The sequence below is a fragment of the Kandleria vitulina DSM 20405 genome (assembly GCF_000702065.1).
Classification (GTDB): domain Bacteria; phylum Bacillota_I; class Bacilli_A; order Erysipelotrichales; family Coprobacillaceae; genus Kandleria; species Kandleria vitulina.
This window is the reverse complement of sequence record NZ_JNKN01000004.1, coordinates 1-23409: the sequence shown is the minus strand read 5'-3', so window position 1 is coordinate 23409 and position 23409 is coordinate 1. Positions and strand designations below refer to the sequence as shown.

At 35.8% G+C, this 23409-nt stretch carries 22 protein-coding genes, 3 tRNA genes and 1 other annotated feature; of the genes, 2 read left to right on the top strand and 23 right to left on the bottom strand.

Going from position 1 to position 23409, the window contains the following annotated elements; genetic code table 11:
• Window positions 1-14 precede the first annotated feature (14 nt).
• Window positions 15-1709, bottom strand: coding sequence for a ribonuclease J (locus T513_RS0101150; RefSeq protein WP_029070756.1), 1695 nt, complete (start codon window positions 1707-1709; stop codon window positions 15-17).
• A gap of 151 nt (window positions 1710-1860) precedes the next feature.
• On the opposite strand from T513_RS0101150, the gene T513_RS0101145 reads away from it, so the two are divergent.
• Window positions 1861-2376 carry a hypothetical protein gene (locus T513_RS0101145; protein ID WP_029070755.1) on the top strand — a complete coding sequence of 172 codons (516 nt, stop codon included), beginning with the start codon at window positions 1861-1863 and terminating at the stop codon, window positions 2374-2376.
• 54 nt (window positions 2377-2430) lie between these two features.
• Here the strand turns inward: T513_RS0101145 and T513_RS0101140 are convergent.
• The 8 genes from T513_RS0101140 to T513_RS0101105 all read right to left on the bottom strand — a co-directional run bounded on the left by T513_RS0101140 (window position 2431) and on the right by T513_RS0101105 (window position 9479).
• Window positions 2431-2507, bottom strand: a tRNA-Arg gene (locus tag T513_RS0101140).
• Window positions 2508-2722: 215 nt separating this feature from the next.
• Window positions 2723-2799, bottom strand: a tRNA-Arg gene (locus tag T513_RS0101135).
• A gap of 215 nt (window positions 2800-3014) precedes the next feature.
• Window positions 3015-3091, bottom strand: a tRNA-Arg gene (locus T513_RS0101130).
• A 66-nt stretch (window positions 3092-3157) separates the two neighbouring features.
• Window positions 3158-3622, bottom strand: a complete 465-nt coding sequence (locus tag T513_RS0101125; RefSeq protein ID WP_029071195.1) for a metallophosphoesterase family protein — start codon at window positions 3620-3622, stop codon at window positions 3158-3160.
• Window positions 3623-3624: 2 nt separating this feature from the next.
• On the bottom strand, window positions 3625-4773 hold the full coding sequence (locus T513_RS11615; protein WP_162176410.1) for a M15 family metallopeptidase: 1149 nt from the start codon (window positions 4771-4773) through the stop codon (window positions 3625-3627).
• Between the two features lie 32 nt (window positions 4774-4805).
• Window positions 4806-6590 carry an excinuclease ABC subunit UvrC gene (uvrC, locus tag T513_RS0101115; protein WP_029071194.1) on the bottom strand — a complete coding sequence of 595 codons (1785 nt, stop codon included), beginning with the start codon at window positions 6588-6590 and terminating at the stop codon, window positions 4806-4808.
• Window positions 6590-8887 (bottom strand): endonuclease MutS2, encoded by a 2298-nt coding sequence (locus tag T513_RS0101110; RefSeq protein WP_031588573.1) that lies wholly within the window; start codon window positions 8885-8887, stop codon window positions 6590-6592. The genes uvrC and T513_RS0101110 overlap by 1 nt, the downstream gene beginning before the upstream one ends.
• A gap of 13 nt (window positions 8888-8900) precedes the next feature.
• On the bottom strand, window positions 8901-9479 hold the full coding sequence (locus T513_RS0101105) for a CvpA family protein (RefSeq protein ID WP_031588572.1): 579 nt from the start codon (window positions 9477-9479) through the stop codon (window positions 8901-8903).
• A gap of 91 nt (window positions 9480-9570) precedes the next feature.
• Between T513_RS0101105 and T513_RS0101100 the strand changes: the two genes are divergently transcribed.
• Entirely contained in the window at window positions 9571-10476 is a 906-nt protein-coding gene (locus T513_RS0101100) for a ribonuclease HIII (RefSeq protein WP_029073076.1), read from the top strand.
• Between the two features lie 30 nt (window positions 10477-10506).
• On the opposite strand, the gene T513_RS0101095 is transcribed toward T513_RS0101100, so the two are convergent.
• The 14 genes from T513_RS0101095 to T513_RS0101030 form a co-directional block, all read right to left on the bottom strand.
• A complete protein-coding gene (locus T513_RS0101095; RefSeq protein WP_029071190.1) occupies window positions 10507-10971 on the bottom strand; it encodes a deoxycytidylate deaminase in 465 nt (154 codons plus the stop codon).
• On the bottom strand, window positions 10961-11884 hold the full coding sequence (locus T513_RS0101090) for an RluA family pseudouridine synthase (protein ID WP_031588571.1): 924 nt from the start codon (window positions 11882-11884) through the stop codon (window positions 10961-10963). The genes T513_RS0101095 and T513_RS0101090 overlap by 11 nt, the downstream gene beginning before the upstream one ends.
• Window positions 11854-12345, bottom strand: a complete 492-nt coding sequence (gene lspA / locus T513_RS0101085) for a signal peptidase II (protein ID WP_029071188.1) — start codon at window positions 12343-12345, stop codon at window positions 11854-11856. Before lspA ends, T513_RS0101090 begins: the two co-directional genes overlap by 31 nt.
• Window positions 12346-12412: 67 nt before the next feature.
• Window positions 12413-13084, bottom strand: a complete 672-nt coding sequence (gene trhA / locus T513_RS0101080; protein ID WP_031588570.1) for a PAQR family membrane homeostasis protein TrhA — start codon at window positions 13082-13084, stop codon at window positions 12413-12415.
• A gap of 114 nt (window positions 13085-13198) precedes the next feature.
• Complete coding sequence (locus T513_RS0101075; protein WP_031588569.1) at window positions 13199-14068, bottom strand: DMT family transporter; 870 nt, start codon at window positions 14066-14068, stop codon at window positions 13199-13201.
• A gap of 72 nt (window positions 14069-14140) precedes the next feature.
• Window positions 14141-15451: an alpha-amylase family glycosyl hydrolase gene (locus T513_RS0101070; protein ID WP_031588568.1), complete on the bottom strand. Its 1311-nt coding sequence runs from the start codon at window positions 15449-15451 to the stop codon at window positions 14141-14143.
• Window positions 15452-15529: 78 nt separating this feature from the next.
• The gene (locus tag T513_RS0101065) at window positions 15530-16048 is read right to left on the bottom strand and encodes a hypothetical protein (protein WP_143452133.1); all 519 of its coding nucleotides are present in this window, start codon (window positions 16046-16048) and stop codon (window positions 15530-15532) included.
• Window positions 16049-17338 (bottom strand): D-alanyl-D-alanine carboxypeptidase family protein, encoded by a 1290-nt coding sequence (locus tag T513_RS11610; protein WP_051654339.1) that lies wholly within the window; start codon window positions 17336-17338, stop codon window positions 16049-16051.
• Between the two features lie 152 nt (window positions 17339-17490).
• On the bottom strand, window positions 17491-18273 hold the full coding sequence (locus T513_RS0101055; protein WP_031588564.1) for a PhzF family phenazine biosynthesis protein: 783 nt from the start codon (window positions 18271-18273) through the stop codon (window positions 17491-17493).
• Between the two features lie 89 nt (window positions 18274-18362).
• Window positions 18363-21101 (bottom strand): isoleucine--tRNA ligase, encoded by a 2739-nt coding sequence (gene ileS / locus T513_RS0101050; protein WP_031588563.1) that lies wholly within the window; start codon window positions 21099-21101, stop codon window positions 18363-18365.
• Between the two features lie 39 nt (window positions 21102-21140).
• Window positions 21141-21342 (bottom strand) — a binding site (T-box leader).
• A complete protein-coding gene (locus T513_RS0101045; protein WP_029071181.1) occupies window positions 21310-21756 on the bottom strand; it encodes a DivIVA domain-containing protein in 447 nt (148 codons plus the stop codon). Its footprint overlaps the feature before it by 33 nt.
• 14 nt (window positions 21757-21770) lie before the next feature.
• Window positions 21771-22517, bottom strand: coding sequence for a YlmH family RNA-binding protein (locus tag T513_RS0101040; RefSeq protein ID WP_029071180.1), 747 nt, complete (start codon window positions 22515-22517; stop codon window positions 21771-21773).
• Window positions 22518-22552: 35 nt separating this feature from the next.
• A complete protein-coding gene (locus T513_RS0101035; RefSeq protein ID WP_029071179.1) occupies window positions 22553-22987 on the bottom strand; it encodes a cell division protein SepF in 435 nt (144 codons plus the stop codon).
• A gap of 212 nt (window positions 22988-23199) precedes the next feature.
• The coding region (locus T513_RS0101030; RefSeq protein WP_202961733.1) for a transposase at window positions 23200-23409 on the bottom strand (210 nt) is incomplete at its 5' end.

Here is a 23409-nt window from a genome sequence, read left to right as displayed (position 1 = left end):
CCACATCTTCTATTTTAAACTTCAACAACGACCCCAATAAATACTGGTTTCTTGCCTGTTTCTTTTACAATATAACGCATGCTCTGTTCACGCATCATGTTTCTAATATCCTGAATATCCGTTTCAGGTTCATTTTCTAAAGTAGCAACAGCCTTTTCACAGATGTTGACGACTTCTCTGATCACATAGCTTGCATCCTTCAAGTAGACAAAACCACGTGTCTGACAGTCAGTCTGTGCAATGATTTTCTTTGTCTTCTTATCAATAGTGACACCAACTACGACAACACCATCATTAGAAAGCTGAATACGATCATCGATAACCTTGGCTCCTACATCACCAATACCGCTACCGTCAATCATGACATCATTGACTTCAACTTTTCCTCTGCCGCTCTGTAATTCTCCACCTTTAAAAGTAAGAGTTTCACCATTATCAGCAATGATAATATTATCTTCATCAATCATCATATCCCTTGCAACCATCGCATTGTTGACAAAGGCACGATAATCACCCTTGATTGGAATATAGTACTTAGGCTTAAAGATCTGAATAACAACCTTGATATCTTCTTCAGAAGCATGCATTGATAACAGTTCCTTGCTCTTAAGAATTTCCACATTAGCTTCAGTACGATAAAGATTATTTCTTGCTCTCGTAGCAATCTTTTCAGTACCAGGAAGAACTGGTGAAGCAACAATGAAAGTATCTCCCTTTCTTATCTTAAGAAGATCATCTCCACCATCAAGAATATCATCAATATCACTATAGATTGACTGAGGTCTGCCCGATAACAAGATAACATATCCATTATCTCTAGGGAACTTGCCAATGTTTTCCTTCTTGCCAAGCACCTTACGATCAACCTTGATACCAGTCTTATGACTCTTCTTCTCAAGTCTTAAGATACTGTTGGTAGGATCATATTTATCACGTCCATAAAAGACAATCTTACGACCATACTTCTTAGTCAATTCAACAATTTCTCTTGTTCTGAAAATATTTTGAGCATAAGACGTAATGATGATGCGTCCCTTTGCATCTTCAAAAATATGTTCAATCTTATCAGTCAACTTATGCTTAGGTGAAGTATATCCTGATCTATTTGCATAAGATGACTCAACAAGAAGCGCCAAGACACCACGTTTCCCGATTTCCATCATCTTCTGCAGATTGCAGCTAAATTCCAATGGTGCACCAAAATCAATAATGAATTCTGACGCATAGACAATATAGCCAGCATCTGTCCAGAAAGCAACGCCAACACTCCCAGGAATGGAATGTGTCACTGGGAAGAACGCAACCTCAACACCTTTGATCTTGATAGTTGCATCTCTCTTAACACGACGCAAATCCATGTTAAGTTTTACTCTATTATGCCTTTCATAACGGCCAATCATTTCTTCAATTAAATCAGCAGTAAGATTTGGAGCATATACAGGTACATCATGAATATCCCTCAACAAATATGGAAGACTGGCCATTACATCATCATGGCCATGCGTAATTATGATTGCCGCAATCTTCTCTTTATTTTCAACTAGATATTCAAAGCTAGGAATAATGACATCAACTCCCAATTTATCTGAGTCTGGAAAACGGAAACCTGAATCTACAATAAAAATCTTATCGTTGATTTCAATACAATAATTGCTTTTTCCGTTTTCAGCCTGTCCTCCTAACGCCAAAAACTTTATTATATCTTTCATCTAATAATCCTTTCTCATGTAATTTCTTTTTACACATTATAGCACATTTTAGCTTTATCTCAATGTATTAAGCCTATGGGTTTCATGAATTTCTAGACAGTCTTCCCGTTTACATCTTTTTATAGTAAAATCACAATGAAAGGAGTAACGCATGGATTACATCTTTATATTATTGACAATCTACATTGCCTCAAGGCAGAGCCTTTTATTCAAGAATATCTCTTCTGTATCAGCTTCACCTAAGTATCATCTTATTGTCCTCATCTATACATGCCTCATCGCATTGTATTTATTCTACCAGCAGTTAAGCTTTCTAAAGATCGTATCTCATAAGAAAACTTTTCTTCTTATTTCATTACTATGTGCCCTCTCCTTAAGTATATCATCACTTATCATCTATAAAGACAATGCGGATCTTGCCTCACGCATTCATGTCTATACATCTTTATTTCCAATTGTCATTATCTTCTTATTGCAGATAAGCATACTCAATCTTCTTAAAAACAAGATGATGCCATTATGCATTGAGCTGATCAAAAGATTTATGGTCTATATAAGCCTAATGACAATCATCCTATGTACATTTGCCTGCATCAATGGCTTAAGTGAAATAGTCACACTCATCTATATCTTCTCATTCAATAAAAAAGTACGTTCAATCTTATGATTGAACGCTTTTTACATATAAGAAAAAAACACCCCGAAGGGTGTATATTTCAGATGGCGTCCACTGAGGGATTCGAACCCCCGACCGCACGCTTAGAAGGCGTGTGCTCTATCCAGCTGAGCTAAGTAGACTTCTTACGTCCTTCCCGGACTGCTCACATATAATAACACCACCGCATCTACATTGCAAGTAGAAATTGTAAATATTTTGTCAAAAATATATTCTACTTTAAGTATGCCTAATTTAATAGATCAAGCGTAACAACACACTCAATGTAAAGTAATACCCGCTCTCCTCTATAATATTACAAAAAGAAAAAAACACCCCGAAGGGTGTAGCTTTCAGATGGCGTCCACTGAGGGATTCGAACCCCCGACCGCACGCTTAGAAGGCGTGTGCTCTATCCAGCTGAGCTAAGTAGACTTCTTACGTCCTTCCCGGACTGCTCACATATAATAACACCACCGCATCTACATTGCAAGTAGAAATTGTAAATATTTTGTCAAAAATATATTCTACTTTAAGTATGCCTAATTTAATAGATCAAGCGTAACAACACACTCAATGTAAAGTAATACCCGCTCTCCTCTATAATATTACAAAAAGAAAAAAACACCCCGAAGGGTGTAGCTTTCAGATGGCGTCCACTGAGGGATTCGAACCCCCGACCGCACGCTTAGAAGGCGTGTGCTCTATCCAGCTGAGCTAAGTAGACTTCTTATGTCCTTCCCGGACTGCTCACATAATATAACATAGGCGCCATCATAATGCAAGAACTTTTTTAAAGTTCTTTGAATTCATAAGAAAGATTTTTTCCATCTACATAAATCACAGCATACCCACGGGCAGAACCGCCTCTAGGCAATGTAGTAGAACCTGGATTCAAGAATTGATAATCACCAATCTTGGCATAGTGAGGAATATGAGAATGTCCTGACAACATGACATCACATCTATATTTCTTAAGATCGACCATCATCAAGTTTTCTCTTTTAAAATAGCCATAGAACTGACCATGTGTCACAAGGAATGTCAATCCTTCAGCCTTGAACTTCGCAAAGCGAGGAAGATCAAGTGTCCAGTCATTATTGCCCTGTACACAAATATAGCCATTTAAAAATCTTTTATCACTTGTTTCGCTATCTCCACAATGAACATAGTAATCAGCATCACTTTCTAACTCCCTGATCCATTCCATAGCGTAATCATCACCATGATTATCAGACATGACGACTATTTTTTTCATAACTACTCCTCACTTTCCTCTTGGTAATTCTCAAGTACCTTATTTTGTTCATGAAGCTTTTTAGCAAGCTTCACTCCTACAAAACGATAAACATGCGCATCATAAGCATGCCCTGTCTTATCAGCGTGCTCACTTGGATAACGCAATACAAAACCATATTTATAGGCATTCTCTTTTAGCCATGATGAAACTTTGGTTTCATCAAAGCTTCCATAATCAACATAGCGATCAGTAAATGACAGCGTCAATCCCAGCTGATATTCACTGTGCCCCTTCTCTTCATCTGAGAGACTTGCATATTTTGTATAAGCTTTATAAATAACCAGACGACTGTTGATAGTCTTATCAGCTTTGCACATTTCTGTAAGCTTTTTATACGCATCAGAGCGAAGATACATGGCATATCTATAACGCTTGATATCCTGAATTAGCACAAGATCATCTGGTACATAGGAACCAATATAGCGTGATGCATTAAGATACATAGAAAGTGCATTAGGCTTTCTTATTAATGTCATGCCTGTATTTTCTGCCTGTGTCATCAGCTGCTTAAGACTGTTTTTCTTATAGACTGAAACAACATCAGTCATAAATGAAACAATATCACTTTCATTAAGACCACGTTTTGTAAGAGCCTCTTTATAATTGTTAAGATCATCTACATACGAAGCATCATCGTTGCCATATAGCGGTCTTAATAAAGCATATAGATTGATATCTTCACTATTGAAATCATCATTGTTTATATAGCCATATTCCAAATCATCTTCAATCAGCGTCTGCGCAATCGCATAATTATTAGAACTAAAATTTTTAGCTATCTTTTTTTGAAGATCATTTCCTATTGTCAATAAAGTATTATTGTCATTGTATCTACCTGTATCTTTCAGAAGATTATAAATACGATAGTTTCTTAGATCAAACTGATCATATTCTACATAATCAAAAAAAGCAGTAAGCGGAATCTGATTTTGAACCAGGTAATTCTGTTCACTTTCAGATAAATACTGTTCAATTATCGCTCTCTTATCATTATCAATGCCTTTTACACGATAAAAACGGTCATACTTCCGATTGATTGTAAAAAAGGCGCCTATAAATAAAGCAATGATAAAAATAAAAAGCAAACTTGTCTGAAATGTTTTTTTCATGAAATCACCTACTTTATTATATAGCACCTTTATCATTTTTCAATGTCTTCCTCTTGATGCAATACATCATAAAGAGACTTTGCGACTTGAGTTGGAACAACTTCTTCAAGCTGTGCGAGTGTTGCTTCTCTCATTTTCTTGACACTCTTGAAACGATTGAGCAGTTTCTTTCGACGAACTTCTCCGATACCTTCTACCTGATCTAGAATTGATGTAAATAATGATTTAGATCTCACCTGTCTATGGAAAGTAATCGCATAACGATGGACTTCATCCTGCATTCTCGTTAACAGGAAGAACAACTGACTTTTGCGGTCAATAGGAACACGTGTGCCATTTTCATCAATCAGCATGGCAGTAGAATGTTTATCATCTTTCTGGAGTCCACAAATTGTGACGGGGACATGCAAGGCATCAATAACTTCCTTGGCCGCATGAATCTGACCAATGCCCCCATCGACAATGATCATATCCGCCATTTCCTTGCCTTCCATAAGATTGCGGTAATAACGACGATAGATAACTTCTTTCATGGACTTGTAGTCATCTGCACCTTCCACTGTCTTGATCTTGAATTTACGATAGTCTTTCTTAGATGGCAATCCATCTCTAAAGACAACCATCCCAGCAACCGCATAGGCTCCCTGGATATTGGAGTTATCGTAAAGCTCAATCATATGTGGCGTATTGATATTTAACAGACGTCCTAGCTCTTCAACAGCACGAATAGTCTTTTCTTCATTGCGTTCTTTTAAAATAAACTTCTTATCCAATGTTTCCTTAGCATTCTTATTAGCCATCTCTACAAGTTTCTTCTTATTTCCTCTCTGAGGCTGAAGAATCTTGCATTCAAGAATATCTTGTACTAAAGAAATATCCATTTCACTTGGCAACAGTAACTCTTTAGGAAGATTATTGGATTGATAATATGTAACAAGAAAACGAATCAGATCTTCTTGTATATCTTCACTTGCAGGAACAAGATCAAACTCTCTAGAAAGCAGTTTGCCTTCTCTCATAAAGAATAGATTTACACTCAAATACCCCTTATTGACATAGTAGCCAAGAATATCTCGATCCTTGTGATCGTTCATCATGACATTTTGTGAACTTAGGACATACTTGATTGACTCTATCAGATTACGGTATTCAAGAGCCTGTTCAAACTTCAGTGCTTCACTTGCGACAGTCATCTTTTCAGTTAATTCATTGATCTTGTCTTCTACATGACCCTGCATAAAATCAATGACTTCTTTACGTAAAGCATCATTCATTTCATCGGTAACCTCATTGATGCAAGGTGCAAGACATTGTCCTAATGAATAATAAAGACACGGCTCACTAGGAATATGCTTGCATTTTCTTAATGGATAAAGTCGCTGCAATAATTTATAAGTATTTCTAGCTGCAGTGGCATCAGGGTAAGGTCCAAAATGTTTAGCTTTTTTATCCTTTGCATTTCGTACAATCATTAAACGAGGGTGTTTCTCATTTGTGAGCTTGATATATGGATAATATGTATTATCCATAAACATGATGTTATATTCAGGAGCATAATCTTTAATAAGATTGATTTCTAGAAGCAGTGCTTCTTTTTCACTTTCAGTGACAATGTAATCAAAGTCATGAATGTGTTCAACCAGTTTGGTCGTCTTGTAATTATGTACCCCTGTAAAATAAGAAGAAACCCTGTTCTTTAGTTTCTTTGCTTTTCCAACATAGATGACTTTTCCCTTCTTGTCTTTCATAAGATAACAACCAGGAGAAAGCGGCAATAAAGCGAGTTTCTTCTTAATATAATCGATATTAGGATTCATTATTTAAAATGTACCAGCGTAGCACCTAATCCACCCTCATTAAGTCCACCATCAGTAAAATGATCCACAAATGATTTTCGTTTTAATAATTGTCTAACACCTTTTCTTAATGCACCAGTACCCATACCGTGAATGATACGAATAGAAGGATAACCGAGCATAAGAGCATCATCAATAAATTTATCCACGGTTTCCATCGCTTCATTATAGCGCATGCCAATAACGTTTACTTCATATGAACCTGTCTTTTTCACATGTGTTCTTGTAGAAGCTTTCTTCTTTACTGGCTTCTTTTTGCCGTGAAGATAAGTAAGTTCCGTATTCTTAATCTTGATAGGCAATCCACTTAAGGAGACAGTCACTTCTCCATTCTTGCCAATACGGACAACTTCCCCTTCTCTGTTCATTGAATCCACACGTACCTGATCACCGATTGCAAAGACATGCGTTTGTACTTTTTCTTTCTTCTTTTCTTTGAACTTAAGCTCTTCTAGATCATGTTTAGCTGCAATAACTTCATGATCCTTGAGTGTTCCTTTTTGACGAAGTTCCTTAACCACTTCATCAATCATAGCTTTAGATTCATCTAATACTTTATTGGCATCATCTCTAGCCTTCTTGAGAATCTGTTCCTTCTCTTTTTTAGCACCTGCCAATTGTCTTTCATATTTATCAAGAAGAAGCTTAGTTTCTTCTTCATCTTTTAATAGCTGTTCTTCTTTTTCTTTAATAGCACTTTCTCGCTTTTGAAGATCTTCCATCAGACGTTCTTCTTTGCTGATAGATTCTTCCTTATAGCGTTGACCTTCCTGAATAATATCTTCGTCAAGACCTAATGACTGTGCAATTTCAAATGCGTAGCTTAACCCTAATGTATGAAGCTTCAACTTATAAGTCGGTTTCATACTTTCTAGATCAAAGCCTACAGAGGCAAGATCAATATCAGGATGAAGTTCTCCAAATGTCTTCAATTCTCCATAATGGGTACTGATAAGAATTGTACAGCCTTTCTTAAGAAGCGCTGAAATAATTGCCTTAGCTAATGCTGCCCCTTCTCTTGGATCGGTACCTGAACCAATTTCATCAATAAGAACAAGTGAATGGGAACCAGCCTGTCTTGTGATTTCAATAAGACGTTTCATATGAGAAGAATATGTCGATAACGACTGTTCTATGGACTGTTCATCGCCAACATCCACATAGACTTCATCATAGAACGGAACTTGTGCATCTATACAAGGAACCATCATACCTGATAGTGCCATTAATGATAAAAGACCTGCTGTCTTTAATGTAACTGTCTTACCACCGGTATTTGAACCTGTAATCATCAGCATCTGATTGTCCAAGATGATATCATTGGCAACAACTTTCTCTTGATCGATAAGCGGATGACGTGCGCCCTTAAGCATTAAAGTCGCACTGCCAACTTCTGGTTTAACACAATCATATTCCACACCAAAGCGTGCTTTTGCAAAGATGAAATCCAATGTGTTCATAATCTCCTGATCATAGGAAAGATGAATCTTTACTCTTCTTACATAACGTGAAAGAGAATAAAGAATACGATGGATTTCTTCCTGTTCATCACTCTTTAATACATTTAATTCATTGTTCATTGCCACAACACGTTCAGGTTCAATGAAATGTGTCTGCCCTGTTGCACTTGTCGCATGTACAATACCTTTAAACTGATGACTCTGATTCGCCTTGACTGGCAAAACGAGATGATTGTTTTTCGTAGTCAGATTATCCATGCTTAAGACATCTTTATTATCTTTAAGATAGCTTTCCATCTGTTTACGAATACGATCATTTAATGAATGTATCTGTCTTCTAATACGATAAAGTTCAGGACTTGCATGATCACTGATGCTTAAATCAGGTTCAATACAGCGTTCTATTTCATCTGCTAAATGATCATCACCATGAAGACCTTCTACTAAATCTCTTAAATAGACATACTCATCCTCATAAGATGAGAAATAGCTATGGAGAGATCTCACATTGCGAAGTACCAGGAAGACATCCCATAACTCTTCACTTGAAAGTGTCCCATCCATTTCAGCTTTCTTTAAAGCCATAGTAATATTTCGTGTATGTGATAAAGGAAGACGACCTAAAAGACGATGTACCAACATCGCCTCTTGCACTCTTTCAAGTTCTTCCTTAAGTTCAGCATGATCCTCATACATTCTTAAATCTTTTACTCTGAGTTTCGCATCTTCGCTGACGCAGTAAGACTTTAAAAGATCAAGAATAACAGGATATTCTAATGTTTCATAATTATCTTTCATAAAACTTCACTTTCTATTTTTTATATTGATCAATGAAAGAATGTGTGTTCTTTTCTACAAGATGACGCACATATCCTTCGAAATCTTGTTTGTAAAGCGGATATATTTCTACAATCCCCTTAGCAAGCATCGTATTGTTTAAAACATCCTTATAAGAAGAAAAAGCAAACAATGATGTCAATACAAGATAAGCAAGCACAAATGTCTTTACAAAACTTAAGGCTGCTCCAATAATGCCACTCGTTACTTTTGTGATTGTAAACTTTTCTCCTAATTTCTTAAAGAATGGTTTTAAGACGCCACCAATAATCTTTTTTAGGATAAAAAGAATCAGCAATAATATAAAGAACCAGACAATACGATTGATGACAGGCGTAGTAAATGAAAAAATAAGATTAGCTTCTCCTTTATACAATGCCACCTTTTCACTCAATGTTCCAGATAAAATAAAGGACAGGATGAGAACAAGAATTGTACTGATAAAATCATATAATCTTGCGAAGAAACCCTGTCTATACCCTCTTATTACTGCAACAATAAATACTAATAAAATACAAAAATCTACAATATAAGATGTACTTAATCTATTCATATCTTTATCACCAGAAATTATTATATCAAACTAAATTTATACTGTCAAAAAATGAAAATTTGTGCTAGAATTATTGTTGAGGTGAGATTGTGTGGAACCAATATGTTTCGGAATAACAAAAAGTACTTTAAAAAAAATGAATAAATATTATGATAGTCAGATGATTTCGAACGCGGATGAACACATACTCTTAAATGCCCAGGCAATTGGCTGTGAGATTGCGGTTGATGATCAGTTGAACGCAACTTTTACAGGCCAGAATGCAATTCATGAAGCAAAACGATGGAACAAGAAGATTGCTCAAAGAATTGAAAAAGCAAAAAATTCCGATGCTCTTTGTCAAGTCCATCATATTGGCGCTGCAGAAACCGGATCGGCAGATTATATCGGACCATTATGCGTAGTTGCATGTTATGTTCCTCAGGAATATGTTAAGACTATTAATGATTTCGGTATTGATGATGTAAACGCCTTATCAAATCAAGAAATCATCGACTATGCAAAAACAATCAAGGGGCATATTATCTCTTCATTACTTGTTTTAGATAATTCTCATTATAATAAAATGATCAAGAGTGGTATTAATCAAGCTAATATTAGATCCCGTCTCTTTAACCAGTCCATTGTTAATGTATTACAGAAAGCTAAAACTAATGTTGAGTTTAAGGTTATCAATCAATTTGTTTCTCCTAAGACATACTTCAATTATTTAAAGAATGAAGTCATCGTTGTTAAGGATCTTATGTTTGAAACAGATGCTGATTGTAAATATGCTGCAGTGCTGGCTGCAGAGATTATTTCTAGATATGCCTATCTTCAATATTTTGCAAGTATGGCAAATAGTCTTAAGATCCCTCTTGAAAGAGGAAGCGGTACAAACGTTGATCAGATTGTTGCTCAGATTGCCAACAAATATGGAGAAAAGATTCTGACTAAAGTTGTTAAACAGAACTTTGCCAATACTAAACGAGTAAAAGCAATTCTTGAAAACAAATAACACCTATGCGCAAAGCATAGGTGTTTTCTTTTATATTTTAACATCAAATTTATCAATCTTGCGATAAGTGACATGCGCTACTTCTAACATACGCTTAGCAGCACGGTCACTTTCACTGCCGCTGTATTTATCATCTTCATAGATGATTTCCTTGATTCCACTTTGAATGATTGCTTTTGTACATTCATGACAAGGGAAAAGTGACACATAGATGCGGCATCCCTTTAGCTTTTGAATAGAGTTTAGAATAGCATTAAGTTCAGCATGAACAACATAAGGATATTTCGTATCGTAGAGATGCCCTTCTCTGCTTTCCCATGGAAAAAGATCATCTTCACAGCCACGAGGCAAACCATTGTAGCCGACACCGACAATACGGTTGTCTTCATTGACAATGCAAGCTCCTACCTGAGTATTAGGATCTTTTGATCGATATGCAGAGAGCTTGGCTACTCCCATGAAATATTCATCCCAGCTGATAATTCTATGACTCATATCCTCCACCTCTTAATTCATTGATTTTTTCTTTAAAATAATCAGGTAATTCACTTTCAAAATAAAGTTCTTCTTTAGTAATTGGATGTGTAAAACCTAAAATCTTGGCATGCAAGAACTGACCATGACTCTGATCATCATGACGATAGCCATATTTTGGATCACCATAGACAGGATGACCAATATATTGCATATGTACACGAATCTGATGTGTACGTCCTGTTTCAAGACGGCACTCTACAAGCGTCATATCATCAAAACGTTCAAGTACTCTAAAGTTTGTAATAGCATCCTTAGAGTTATGTGCAGTAACACACATGCTCTGACGATCTTTTGGATCACGTCCAATTGGTGCTACAATACGTCCCTTGTTATGGTTGATGACACCATGAACCAATGCCACGTAACGTCTTGTCACGCTATGTTCCTGAAGCTGAGCAGATAATTCCTGATGTGAAGCATCATTTTTAGCAACCATCAAAAGACCACTTGTCTCCTTGTCAATACGATGCACAATACCTGGTCTATTGACACCATTGATGCCAGATAAATCTTTGCAATGATATAAAAGTGCATTGACTAAAGTTCCGCTATAGATTCCTGCAGAAGGATGAACAATCATTCCAGATGGCTTATTTACCACGATTACATCATGGTCTTCATAAACAATATCCAATGGAATATCTTCAGCCTTGATTTCAGTATCTACAGGATCAGGGATAGTAACTTCAATAACATCCCCTTCTTCAATCTTGTAGCTAGCCTTAACAGCTTCACCATTGACTAGCACATTACCATTCTTGATCCAGTTCTGTACATTCGTACGAGAAACATCTTCAAGATGGGACATAAGAACCTTATCTAGACGCGTCTTTACTTCTTCTAGACTTGTTTTGATTGTTTGTATTTCCATAATTTAAACTCCTCAATAATAATCTCCAGCAAGAGACATCCCATACCAATGACAACCCCCATATCGGCTACATTGAATACTGGAAAGTCATATCCGAAAATAATGAAATCCAGGAAATCTCTTACGTAAAACAATGTCACACGATCAAACAGGTTGCCTAACAATCCCGCAAAAACAAGTGTAAGTCCCCAACGAGAAAGAGCACTTTTGCTTTTTACGAAATAATAGATAATAGCGATTGCGGCAATAAGAGTGATAGGATAGAAGATTTCTGTATGCCCAGAAAAAATTCCCCATGCTGCTCCAGTATTCTTAACATAAGTTATCGAGAAAAAATTCTTGATGAGTACATGGCTTTCTCCTTGTTTCATCGCATGCTGAATAAAACTTTTGGTATAAAGATCTAACGCCAATACAAGAACGAGCAGTGTGGCGTGTATCAATAATATTCTTTTCTTCATTATGACATTCCTTTCACTGCCATATTATACCTATAAAAACGAAAAAACTCAATTCAATGAATCGAGTTTAAAGAACATATAGAATAATACATAAGAAATGAAGTAAAGATCCAAGCAAAATCCATAGATGCCAGATGCTGTGCATGTACTTCTTTCTCATCTTGTAGAACACCGTACCAATAGTATAAGAAAGACCACCTAGTACCAATAGATAAATACCGTTCATTCCTACTGTTGAAGGAAGAAGATTAAACTTAAAGACAATACACCATCCTAATATCAGATAACATGCCATACTAAATTTTTCGAAACTTTTAATATCAATGGAATTTAACGTAATGCCTAGCACCGTTACTGACCAGACGATTCCAAAAAGAATCCAGGCCCACATTGGTGAAGCCAAACGAATAGCACAAAGAAGTACTGGTGTATAAGTTCCTGCAATCAGTACAAAGATTGAACAATGGTCCATGATCTGAAAAACGCGTTTAGCAATCTTGAGATTTGGTGAAAGGCCATGATAGATGGAACTCATTGTATAAAGAAGAATCATAGAGATACCATAGACAAGACTTGAAGCAATGCCATAGCCATCCCCATATAGTGCTGACTTCACAAGACAAAGGACAAGCACGCCGATAGCAAACACTGCACCAACGATATGCGTTACCATATTAAAAATTTCCTCACCTCTCGTATAGAAAGGCAATTCACGATCGAGTAGTTTTGTACGTTTCATATTTATCACCCCATCAATAAGGTATCATATAAGCATATCAATGTCAATTTATCTAGTATTAAAAACTAGATATTATCATATTTAAAATAAAAAGAGCGCTTATTTCCATAAGAATTAAGCACTCTTTCTTATATATTGAGGCAAAGGCATTACTAAAACAATGACCGAAAGCAATATCAGCAAAATACCACACATTTCTACTAAAGATAGTACTTCACCTTGGAAAAACGCCCCAATCAATAAACCGGTAATAGGTTCAAAGGTACTAAACATAGACGCCTTGATTTCTCCACAAAGAAGAAGTCCTTTCTGAAAGAGCATCAATGCCAATGTAGTCGCAAGAAGTCCCATAAGAATCTGTACAAGCCAACCTTCTAGATTAAAAGATAAAGTAAATTGACCTTGCATAAAGGCAATGCCTCCAATCTCAATAGCAGAAAACAAGGAAACCCAGAAGGCAGTGACAAGCGAAGACAGATGCTTCAAATGGCTTCTTCCTAACATAACAATGTAAATAGCGTAGATAAATCCTGAAAAGATTGCTATACCATTTCCTAATAATGAAGAATGAGAAGAAGGAGAATAAAGCAGGACAAGTCCCCCACCAGCTAAACTAGCGCATATCAGCTGTCTAATTGTTATTGTCTTTTTAATAAGAAACATCATTAACATGACAATGATCGGATAAGTAAAATGCAATGTTGTTGCAGTACCACCATCAATGTAGTTATAAGATAAATATAAGAATATCGGTGTCAATGCATAAGGTACACTAAGTTTCATAAAAGTATATAGTTCATTTCTTTTTATGACAAACAGTTTCTTTCTTCCCCATAATAAAAGAAAAAGACTACCAAATGCAAAACGAAGAAAAGCAACCATATAGGCATTACTATTATGTGAGTAAGCAATCCTAGCAAGCAGTGGCATCATGCCAAATAAAACGGAAGAAATAATAATGTAGAATATACCTTTTTGTACCATATTAACCTCCAGTTAGGACATGGTAACATATATATTAAAAAAAAATCAAGACCCGATTACGGGCCTTGACTCTTAATGTTCAGTTAACCAGTATGAAATACTTAATGGTGGAAGTTCACTACCAGCACCAAAATCATGAATATCTCCAGTCAGAAGATCTTTTCCAGTACCGCTGTTAGCATTGAAATGTGCAGTGAAAGGTGCATCATCAATATTCAATGCGACAATGATACGTTCTCCTTCTGCCTCTCTTTCAAACACATACTGCTTATTCGTTAATAGAAGCTCTTTAAAAGTCCCCTTCTGTAAAGCAGGATGCGTACTTCTAACAGCAATCATTTTAGCAATTGTTTCACTTAATTCATTAGAAACAGGCTCATCAATAGCCGGTCTCAGATCATCATCAGGCTGACCTGGAATCTTCTTTCCTTCAATGCCCCATTCAGAGCCATAGTAGATACAAGGAATACCAGGAATTGCAAGCTGCAAACCAAATGCTAATGGAATCTTTCGTGCATCTTCTAGCTTAGAGGCAATACGATCAACATCGTGATTATCTAGGAATGTCCATAATGAGTATCCGCGATACATCTCAAACATATTTCTCTTTAATGTATGCGCAATTTCAAACATATTCAATGAATTAAATGAAGACCATAATCCCTTATATCCAGGATAGTCAGTAATGCTGTCAAGCTTACCTTCTGTAAACATGTCCCCAGCATTATCACCTAGCACTTCTCCTAGCATAAAGAAATCATCTTTAAGAGAACGTGCATAATCTGAAATCATGCCCATAAACCATCTTGGCAATAAATAAGCAACATCAAGTCTGATGCCATCTATATCATAATAAGTAATCCAATAATGAATGACATCTTTGATATAATCCTGTACTTCAGGATTATCAAGATTAAGCTTAACTAATTCATAATGACCTTCCCATCCTTCATAATAAAGGTTATCACCATAAGCTGAATTGCCATTAAAATCAATGTGGAACCAGTCTTTATAACGACTGTTTTCACGATGTTCAAGCACATCCTTAAAGGCAAAGAACCCTCTTCCGACATGATTAAAAACGCCATCCAACACTACACGAATACCGTGTTTATGATAGTTTTCTACAACGGCCTTAAAATCTTCATTTGTTCCAAGACGTTCATCCAACAATTTATAATCACGAGTATCATATCCATGTCGATCACTTGAACAAAGTGGATTAAGATAGACACCCTTGATACCAAGCTTTTCAAGATAAGGGGCGAAAGTATTGAGCTTTAAGATACGATGTTCTCCCTCTTCTAATCCATCATTAGATGAAGGTGCTCCCACCATATTTAAAGTATACATCTGATAAAACACTGTTTCTTCAAACCACATAAGTTTTCCTCCTTCAATAATATCATTATAAGACATTTTGAAACGAGGGTAAATGAAAAGTCCCCTTTAGGGACTTTTCTATAGATAAAGCATTAATAAATAGACTAATGCATATATGATTGTAAGAATTAACAATTGACGAACATCGCGTTCTTCAGACTTGAAATAAGCATAATACCCATAACTAGCAATCATTACCCCTGCAAGACGAAGCAATGATAACGAATAGATGGACATAGGTACATAAGAAAGTCCTGCTAATTCAATAAATAACAATATACTCCATGATAAAAGCAGATAGGGATTCTTTTTCTTCTTCATGATCGCATAAATAAATCCTATAAAACCTGCTAAAAGAACAACTCCCGATAAGATGAAGGCACTAGCCATAAACTGTTTTGAAAAGAAGGATAAGAATACATATACACTTGCACATGTCAGTATGCTATCAAATAAAAACAGTGGATAGATATAAATCTTGGGGATCTTTCTTTTTATAAGTTCATATGTAAGCATAATAAATGCCAACACGATACACAATAGAATCTGTCCATTACGTAATAATTCCATAATTTCTATAAAAGGAGGTAGTATCAACTACGCTCCTTTTCTCCTCTCTCTATATTTTTGATATTTTTTCTTTCTTTTATGATTTCTTATTCTTAATAATATTGCAAGTACAATAAGTATAGCCAAGACGACAAGTACACGTTTGAGGACATAAATGAATAATGTCTTATAATCAAAGAGAATAGTACGATCAGCTTTTACTGTTTCACTATATAATGTCTGCCCATCAGAAGAAACAATGATCTTGCCAAGAACATCGCCCTTATTGACTGGTGCCTGTAATACATTCTTTCCTTTAAAGGAAACCTTAACCGCACCAGCAAAATTCTTATCCAATAACAGACTTACATCACGACTTGTCTTAATCTTATATGATGTGATTTCACCAAAACGGATTTTTATTGTATTAACAAGTTCATTCTTTTTCATGATCTTGACATTCTTAGTCTGATCTTTCACATTGCCAACGAGTACATTATGATCAAGAACAGCGCAACCTGCAGAGAAACGGGCAACTCCAAATTTTGTAGAGAACGCCTTAGCAGTAGTTGTGATGATCTCATGACCATTAACCTTAGCCAATGACACAAGACAATGTCCAGCGATGCTTGTATAACCGCTCTTAGCTCCTAAAAGTTCAGATCGCGCAGCAGCGTGAGCCTTGACTCTTGTACGTGTCAACGTATTCATCATACGAATACGCTTATCTGTTGTCGTATAGTAATTATCTCCTGTAAAGATACTTCTGAAGATCTTATTTTGAAGTGCTGCTTTCAAAAGCATAGAAATATCTTTACATGTTGTATAATGCTTATCATCATGCAACCCTGTAGAAGTAACAAAATGAGAATCCTTCATGCCAAGTGCCTTAGCATCCTGATTCATCAATTTGACAAAATTCTTTTCAGAACCAGCAATTAATCTTCCAAGCGCCCAGCATGCATCCGCTCCCGATGGATATAGCGCACCATATAACAGATCCTTATATGTCAGTTTTTCTCCAGCGACAAAGCCAGCACTAGAAGCATCCTGCTCATAGACATGAGCTACATCTTCCTGATCAATTGTGACTGATTCATTGATATCTTTTATTCGCTTACAAGCAGAATAGACTGTAAGTACCTTTGTCATTGATGCTGGAAACATGCGCTCCTCTCCCTTATGATCATAGAGCACCTTATCGCCCGTATTATCATAAACATACGCATATTCCGAATATAGATTATTTGTATTCACATTCACTTTGGCATTTACAGGAATGATACATCCCACCACCATCAGCAACGATGTGAATAGCCCAATAAATTTATATTTCATGTTCACTATCTCCTTAAATGTGATTCTCTTTTTTGTTCCCCTTTTATTAATAAAAAAGTGGCTTAACACCCTAAAAATTACTATATCATAAAATAGTAATTTTCTCCATACTTAAATGGTAAGCCACTTTTTTGTATATAATTAAAAATACACTACATCTTTGCCAAAATTTCAGATACAGCCACAACACTCGCTTCTCCGCTGATCGCTATTCTGCCATTACCAAACAGTTCGCAGTGAAGAAATCCCCCACGCTTTGAAGCCTGATAAGCATCAATTTCCTTCTTGTCCAATTGTCTTGCCCAATAATCTGCAATCTGGCAATGTGCCGACCCACAGACCGGATCTTCAGCTATCCCGAGTTTAGGTGCAAAACTTCTCGATACACAATCGACCTCGCGACCAGCAGCTGTCACATTCTGAATTCTCCCTTCAAGTTTCATAAGCAATTGGAAATCAGGTTTCATGGTTCTTATGATATCTTCATTTTCAAATACACAAACCAGGTCAAGTCCAAGTACAGCCTTAATCGGTCTAACTCCAAAAGCAGCTTCCATCTCATCATTCACTGGGATACTCTTCAACTCATAGGTAGGAAAATCCATTTCAAAAAGATCACCCTTACGACGAACAATCAGTTCACCACTCAAAGTATTAAAACGTACTTCACTGCTTTCTTTCTCATAATAATTTAAGATCACAAAAGAAGATGCCAATGTGGCATGGCCACAAAGCTCAACTTCTGTTTCTGGTGTAAACCATCTAAGATGATACCCCTCTGATTCCCTCACAATAAAAGCTGTCTCTGAAAGATTATTTTCCCTGGCCAATTTCTTCATAAACACTTCATCAGGCCAGCACTTCATCACACAAACGGCTGCAGGATTTCCTGAAAAAGGTTTATTTGTAAATGCATCAACAATATATTGTTTCATCGTATTACCATCCCTATCTTAATAGATTATTTATTTTATTTAATATAACATAAAAAGCAGCCATTCATAAAGAATAGCTGCTTTCAACATTATTTCATTGCTTCAGCACAACGTGGACATAATCCATCTACTAATTCATCTTCTTCATAGTAGTTCCAGCATCTTGGACACTGTGTACCAGCAAATTTTTCAGCTTTAACAAATGAAGTTTCATATTCATCTAAGCCTTCAGTATCTACAGTCAATACAACACGAGCAACGATGAAGAACTGTTTCATAGAATCCTGTAAAGATACTAGATCCTTATATTCATCTTTAAGAGCAATTGTCACTTTAGCTTCCATGTTAGACTTGATAATCTTATCAGCTCTTAATGTTTCTAATGCTTTCATAACATCATCTCTAAGAGCTAAGAAACGAGTGAATTTTTCTACGATTGCTTCTTCGTTTTCTACTTCAAATAAAGTAGGTGCTGCTTCTAGGAAGATAGATTCTTCCTTGTGATCATCACAGTTCCAATGATCATGAAGTTCTTCTGCAGTAAAGACAAGGATTGGTGAAATTAATTTCATCATTGTCTTAGCATGATGATAAAGAACAGTCTGAATCTGTCTTCTTCTTGTATCATTGAACTTATTACAGTAAAGCACATCTTTAGTGAAGTCCATGTAATAAGAACTTAATAAGTTAGTGAAGTAGTTTGTGATAGACTGTACAGCATCTGCAAAGTTGTAATGATCCATTGCAACTTTATAGTCTTTCATCAATTCATTTAATTTAGCAAGCATGAACTGATCTACTTCTTCTAAATCCTTAATAGCTACAACATCAGCTGATGTGAAGTCATTTAAGTTACCTAATAAGAAACGCATTGTATTTCTGATTTTTCTATAGTTATCAGAGATACCTTTCATGATTTCTTTAGAGATACGTACATCTGACTGATAATCTACTGATGCAGCCCATAATCTAAGGATATCTGCACCATATTGGTTAACAACCTTAACTGGATCAACTGTGTTACCTAAAGATTTAGACATCTTATTTCCCTTGCCATCTAATACGAAACCATGAGAAAGAACTGTCTTATATGGAGCCTGTCCATGAGCAGCTGTTCCAACAATTAATGAAGAGTTGAACCAGCCTCTATACTGGTCAGATCCTTCAAAATAAAGATCAGCTGGATATCCTAATCCTCTTTCAATTAACACACCTGTATGTGATGATCCTGAATCGAACCATACATCCATGATATCTTTTTCTTTCTTGAAGATACCATTTGGAGAATGTTCATTTGTGTAGCCTTCAGGTAATAAGTCTTTTTCATCTCTTTCAAACCAAACGTTTGAACCATATTCTCTGAATAATTCTGAGATATGATCAAAGACTTCTTTTTCCATGATTGGCGTACCATCTTCACAATAGAAGATAGGAATTGGTACACCCCAAGTTCTCTGTCTAGAAATACACCAGTCCTGACGATCTCTGATCATGTTATGGATTCTTACCTGACCCCATTCATTTAACCATTCAACCTTGTTGTCGATTTCATCTAATAACTTATCTCTGATTTTATCAATTGAACAGAACCACTGATCAGTTGCTCTAAAGATAATAGGTTTCTTAGTTCTCCAATCATGAGGATAACTATGTGTAATGAATGTTAAGTTTAATAACATTCCTAATTCATCCAATTTCATAGTAACTGTCTTGTTGGCATCATCTACATACTGACCAGCAAGCCATTCACCACAGTCTTCCATCATACGACCATGTGCATCAACATTGACGTAAACTGGAAGATTATATTTCTTACAGATATTAAAATCGTCTTCCCCGAAACCAGAAGCTGTATGAACACATCCAGTACCTGATTCAGTTGTTACATGATCACCATTGATAACCAATGATTCTCTTTCAGGATAAAGTGGGTGAACACATGTCATGTATTCTAATTCTTTACCAGTAAATGTCTTAAGTACTTCTTTTTCTTCTAACTTGAATGTTTCCCAAAGACTATCTACTAATTCTTCAAGAACAATCAAATTACCCTTTTCAGACTTAACTAATGCATAAGTATAATCTGGGTTTAAGCAGATTGCTAAGTTAGCAGGAATTGTCCAAGGAGTAGTTGTCCAGATAACGAAATAGTTATCATCTCCTTCTAATAATCCCTTAGAATCTTTAACTTTAAATTTAACATAGATAGTTGGAGATTTAACATCATGATATTCAACTTCTGCTTCAGCTAAAGCTGATTCTGAAGATGGAGACCAGTAAACTGGCTTTAATCCTTTAAAAATTAATCCATCTAAAGCCATCTTTCCAAATACTTCGATCTGTCTTGCTTCAAATTCTTTATTTAAAGTTAAATATGGATGCTTGTAGTCAGCAAATGTACCAACACGGTAACACTGTTCCATCTGCTTTTCTACCTGTTTTAATGCATATTCATAACATTTTTCTCTAAATGCAGCAGTAGACATAGATTTACGATCTACCCCTAATTTCTGAATAGCATTTTCAATTGGAAGACCATGTGTATCCCAACCTGGAATATAAGGAACATAGTATCCTTCCATTCCTTTATGTCTTAAGATAATATCCTTAATAATCTTATTAAGCATATGACCAACATGCATATTTCCATTTGCATAAGGAGGGCCATCATGGAACACAAAGTGTTCTTTTCCTTCGTTCATTTTAACAACTTTTTCATACATGTTTGTATCTTGCCATCTTTGAACATACTTAGGTTCTTTAGTTGGCAATTTACCACGCATTTCAAAGTCAGTCTTTGGCATTAATAATGTGTTCTTGTAATCCATTTTCCTTCTCCTTCTTATAAATAAAAAAGTCCTTTTCTAGAAAAGGACGTTCTTAACGCGGTACCACCTTTATTCATATCAAAAGATATGCGCTTAAAATCTTAACGCGATCAACGGCTCTCCCTAACTACTCAGGAGGCTACTCAAGAGTGATTCGTCTAAAATAGTCACTTCACCGTTTTCACCAACCACGGCTTCTCTGTAAGCTCTATTCAAGACCTGTCTCTGTCTTCGTATTTTCTTCTTCCTTAATTAAACTAAAAATTTCTGATTTGTCAATAGTATCAATCAATTCTTTGCTTAAGTTTACAACTTCAGCACGGAAATCAATGGCATCATCCTTGAAACCATTCACTTCTTTATCAAGACCTCTGACATATTCCATAGATTCCTTAAGAATCATATTCGCATTTTTCTTTGCTTTAGTAATCAGATCACTAGCCTCTTTCAAGGCAAGTCTGGCAATTTCTTCATTTGTTTTCTCGGTAATAGTATTTTGTGAAATCAGTTTATTATTTTCTTCTTTGAGCGCTTCAATCTGTTTATGAAGATCATCGATTTCATGTTCTTTTTCTTCAAGTTCAGTTGTTAAGCTTTCAATGTCTTCATTGACTTCATCAATATTATATCCCCTAAATTGTTTGCTATAAGCCACTCTTTTCTCACCTCTCACAAATAAAATAATCCTTCTACAACTTGATTATTTTGTCTTGTTACACGATCTGTAACAACAAGTTTAACTCGCCCATGTCTTCTAAACGAGATTATATCGCTATTATTACATAAATAGTCGATAAGTTCAATATTTTTGTGGTTGACTTTCACCTCTCCAGCTCTAATGGCATCAGCGGCTTTTTGCCTTGAAAGATGAAACAATGCACTTATTATTTTATCGAGTCTTAAGCTTGAAACTACAAACTCTTTTTTTCTAAACGTGTTTTCTATGGCTATAGAAAAATCTTCTTCTACAAGATTAACTGTAAATCTTTTTATCTTCTTAAGATTTTGCCTAATATACTCCGCATTCTCACTTGCGCAGCTAAAAGCTAATGGGTTCTTGCATATATCCCCAATGCATTCTCTTTCAAGTCCAAGATTCATCAATGCCCCAAGGACATCCTTATGTTCCAATACACCAAACTTTTCAGGATATTCAACCCTAAAAACCTTAATCTTGAAATCATCTGGTTCAATCTCATAAAAAGATGGACAGATAATTAGTCTTTTGTTTTCACAGTTTATAAATCCACCTTCTTCATATACTGCAGCATCAGCACCAATTACTGATTTCACAACATTCTGAAGATGTGGATCGAGGAACTTTGTCAGTACTATCTTATATTTATCGACAGCCTGTGTTTTATAATCTAGTACTTTACGAACAAATTCCTCGTCTCCCTTGAAATGTTCTAACATAAAAAGGAAAGTATTAGCATAAATCAGCTAATACTTTAGTTATTTGAGACTTCTTCGTCATCAAGTGAAATATTGCCGCTAACCGCAATATTCTTTGGTGTACATAAGAAAATCTTTGGACCAATCTGCTGAATATCTCCGTCAATAGCGTAAATTACTCCGCTTAAGAAATCAATAACTCTCTTAGACTGTTCTTTCTGTAAACGATGTAAATTTACAACAGCAGCTTTCTTCTGTTTTAAATATAAAGCGATGTCCTGTGTTTCACTATATGATCTTGGTTCAAAAAGAACGAGGTTGCTGTCTTTATTGGCATTTAATTTATTGACAACTTCACTTGTACGTGCAGATTTTGCTTTTTCAAAAAGACTTGTTTTATTTTCTTCTTCTTCGTCTTCTACCATTTCTTCATCGAAATCATCAAAATCTTCATATTCGTCTTCAAAAAACCACTTTCTTACTTTGTCCATGAAGGTTCCTCCTTAAATATTCTTTAATAATTATATCATAATTTTACCTAGTTTCAAATATTATGTCACATATTGATGTTTTACTTCCTTCTTGATTTCTCTATCAAATAATTCCCTATTACGTGAACTACCACCCACCTAAAGGTAGGTGGCTTCTAAGAACCTGACGGTTCTATTTAAGAAGTTTGATATTTAAGTTTCCACCCGACAAGTCAGGCAATCCTTATTCTTACAGGCGTGTCCACTTCGCCTCTACCGTATAGGATGTTAACATCCACAACGCTACTTTTACGCATGATGTTCAATGCGCCATTAACATCCGCATTGATTATTTTCCCGCTTGCGGTTTTATATTGCCCTCTGTGTATTCTTTTGCCGCTAAACTGATATTCTCTTGGATTATCAGCATTGTAAACAGGAAT

Coding starts and splice junctions, on each gene's coding strand:
- T513_RS0101150 (WP_029070756.1), bottom strand. CDS start 1,709: ATGAAAGATATAATAAAGTTTTTGGCGTTAGGAGGACAGGCTGAAAAC.
- T513_RS0101145 (WP_029070755.1), top strand. CDS start 1,861: ATGGATTACATCTTTATATTATTGACAATCTACATTGCCTCAAGGCAG.
- T513_RS0101125 (WP_029071195.1), bottom strand. CDS start 3,622: ATGAAAAAAATAGTCGTCATGTCTGATAATCATGGTGATGATTACGCT.
- T513_RS11615 (WP_162176410.1), bottom strand. CDS start 4,773: ATGAAAAAAACATTTCAGACAAGTTTGCTTTTTATTTTTATCATTGCT.
- uvrC (WP_029071194.1), bottom strand. CDS start 6,590: ATGAATCCTAATATCGATTATATTAAGAAGAAACTCGCTTTATTGCCG.
- T513_RS0101110 (WP_031588573.1), bottom strand. CDS start 8,887: ATGAAAGATAATTATGAAACATTAGAATATCCTGTTATTCTTGATCTT.
- T513_RS0101105 (WP_031588572.1), bottom strand. CDS start 9,479: ATGAATAGATTAAGTACATCTTATATTGTAGATTTTTGTATTTTATTA.
- T513_RS0101095 (WP_029071190.1), bottom strand. CDS start 10,971: ATGAGTCATAGAATTATCAGCTGGGATGAATATTTCATGGGAGTAGCC.
- T513_RS0101090 (WP_031588571.1), bottom strand. CDS start 11,884: ATGGAAATACAAACAATCAAAACAAGTCTAGAAGAAGTAAAGACGCGT.
- lspA (WP_029071188.1), bottom strand. CDS start 12,345: ATGAAGAAAAGAATATTATTGATACACGCCACACTGCTCGTTCTTGTA.
- trhA (WP_031588570.1), bottom strand. CDS start 13,084: ATGAAACGTACAAAACTACTCGATCGTGAATTGCCTTTCTATACGAGA.
- T513_RS0101075 (WP_031588569.1), bottom strand. CDS start 14,068: ATGGTACAAAAAGGTATATTCTACATTATTATTTCTTCCGTTTTATTT.
- T513_RS0101070 (WP_031588568.1), bottom strand. CDS start 15,451: ATGTGGTTTGAAGAAACAGTGTTTTATCAGATGTATACTTTAAATATG.
- T513_RS11610 (WP_051654339.1), bottom strand. CDS start 17,338: ATGAAATATAAATTTATTGGGCTATTCACATCGTTGCTGATGGTGGTG.
- T513_RS0101055 (WP_031588564.1), bottom strand. CDS start 18,273: ATGAAACAATATATTGTTGATGCATTTACAAATAAACCTTTTTCAGGA.
- ileS (WP_031588563.1), bottom strand. CDS start 21,101: ATGGATTACAAGAACACATTATTAATGCCAAAGACTGACTTTGAAATG.
- T513_RS0101040 (WP_029071180.1), bottom strand. CDS start 22,517: ATGTTAGAACATTTCAAGGGAGACGAGGAATTTGTTCGTAAAGTACTA.
- T513_RS0101035 (WP_029071179.1), bottom strand. CDS start 22,987: ATGGACAAAGTAAGAAAGTGGTTTTTTGAAGACGAATATGAAGATTTT.